This is a genomic window from Pseudomonas sp. AAC (assembly GCF_000725445.1).
Classification (GTDB): Bacteria; Pseudomonadota; Gammaproteobacteria; order Pseudomonadales; family Pseudomonadaceae; genus Pseudomonas; species Pseudomonas citronellolis.
Genome location: NZ_KL647109.1, coordinates 1 through 1922, shown reverse-complemented (window position 1 = coordinate 1922; position 1922 = coordinate 1). Strand labels below are relative to the sequence as shown.

Here is a 1922-nt window from a genome sequence, read left to right as displayed (position 1 = left end):
CACCATCGCCGGGGTCGACCAGGCGGCGGCCGAAGCAATCGTTGCCGAGGCGCACAAGGTCTGCCCGTATTCCAATGCGACCCGTGACAACATCGACGTGGCCCTGTTGGTGAAAACGCGATGACGCCATCGGCGCGCGGGCCGGGGCCCGTGCGACACCCAGCCCACCCCAAACGTCAAGGAGTTTCTTGATCATGAGCCTGCTTAAAACTGCGTTGTTCGTTCGTCTGGAGGCTCGGCCCGGAAAAGAGCAGGAGGTCGAGGCGTTCCTGGAGGCGGGCTTGACGCTCGTGCTCGATGAGCCAGCCACCGCCGCATGGTTCGGCCTGCGCCTCGGTCCCAGCACCTTCGCCATTTTCGACGCCTTCCCCGATGAGGCCGGGCGTGAAGCGCATCTGGCGGGCAAGGTCGCCGCCGCCCTGCTCGCCAGGGCCGGAGAATTGCTGTCTGAGCCACCCAGCATCGAGAAGGCGCAGGTGCTTGCCAGCAAGTTGTCCGGGTGAGGCTGTGTTTGCGGAATTCTGTCCCGTCGGATTCTCTGGCACCGGGCTTCACCTTCGAAAAGGGCGAAAGAACCCAATGACCAATTTCTTTAGTCGACTGCATCTTCCGGCTGAGCGGCGGCGAAATCCCGCCATTGATTCTGCAATTGCAAAGCTGATCGTCAAGACGGCATCCAGCAAACCACAATGGAGTACAAAGGTATGAAAGCACTCGTCTACAAGGGGCCTGGTCAGAAGGCGTGGGAAGAAAAGGAAAAACCCGCTATAGAGAAGCCGACCGACGCCATCGTGCGGATCACCAACACCACGATCTGCGGCACCGACCTGCATATTCTCAAGGGTGACGTACCCGCCGTCACGCCGGGCCGGACGCTCGGCCACGAGGGCGTCGGCATTGTCGAGGAGACCGGCAGCGCCCTGCGCAACTTCAAGAAGGGCGACCGGGTGCTGATCTCCTGCGTCACCTCCTGCGGCTCGTGTCCGAACTGCAAGCGCCAGCTCTACTCCCATTGCGCAGATGGCGGCTGGATACTCGGCCATCTGATAGACGGCACCCAAGCCGAATATGTGCGCATTCCGCACGCCGACAACAGCCTTTACCCGGTGCCGGACGGCACGGACGAAGAGGCGCTTGTCATGCTGTCCGACATCCTGCCGACCGGCTTCGAGATCGGCGTCCTCGCGGGCCAGGTGAAGCCGGGCGATGTCGTCGCCATCGTTGGCGCCGGGCCTGTCGGCATGGCCACACTGCTGACGGCGCAGTTCTATTCGCCGGGGCGGCTTGTGATGCTGGACACCGATGCCAACCGGCTTGAAGTCGCAAGGAAATTCGGTGCCACTGACACGATCAACGTTGCCGATGGCAAGGCGGTCGAAACGCTCATGGAAATGACGGGCGGTGTCGGTGTCGACGTGGCGATCGAGGCGGTCGGCATTCCCACAACGTTCGATATCTGCCAGCAGACCATAGCCCCCGGCGGGCGCATCGCCAATGTCGGCGTTCATGGCAAGCCCGTCGAGCTGCACGTGGAGAAGCTCTGGCTTCAGAACATCACCATCGCCATGGGCCTTGTGAACACCAATACCACGCCCATGCTGCTGAAGACGCTTCAGGCCGGGGGCATCTCACCGGCCCAGCTCATCACCCATCGCTTCGCGCTGGACGACATTCTGAAGGCGTACGAGGTCTTCGGCGCAGCGGCGAAGGAGAAAGCCATGAAGGTGATCCTCAAGGCCGCGAAGTAAGGCACTGACAAGACGGAGCCTTGCCTGCCGGCAAGCGCTTCCAGGATATATGGCCAGCCACAACCTGGCTGGCAGTTAATGAATTTGATCAGGAGAAACACATGAGCACACTCTACAGCACGACAGTCAACGCCATAGGCGGCCGCAGCGGCACCGTCAAGAGCACCGACGGCC

At 61.8% G+C, this 1922-nt stretch carries 2 protein-coding genes and 1 pseudogene; all 3 read left to right on the top strand.

Going from position 1 to position 1922, the window contains the following annotated elements; genetic code table 11:
- Nucleotides 1–124: pseudogene (locus tag FG99_RS33050) on the top strand (organic hydroperoxide resistance protein); the annotation flags it as partial.
- A gap of 76 nt (nucleotides 125–200) precedes the next feature.
- Nucleotides 201–503, top strand: coding sequence for a putative quinol monooxygenase (locus tag FG99_RS30655; protein WP_034076332.1), 303 nt, complete (start codon nucleotides 201–203; stop codon nucleotides 501–503).
- A 201-nt stretch (nucleotides 504–704) separates the two neighbouring features.
- Complete coding sequence (locus tag FG99_RS30650) at nucleotides 705–1748, top strand: zinc-dependent alcohol dehydrogenase family protein (RefSeq protein WP_034076304.1); 1044 nt, start codon at nucleotides 705–707, stop codon at nucleotides 1746–1748.
- Nucleotides 1749–1922 lie beyond the last annotated feature (174 nt).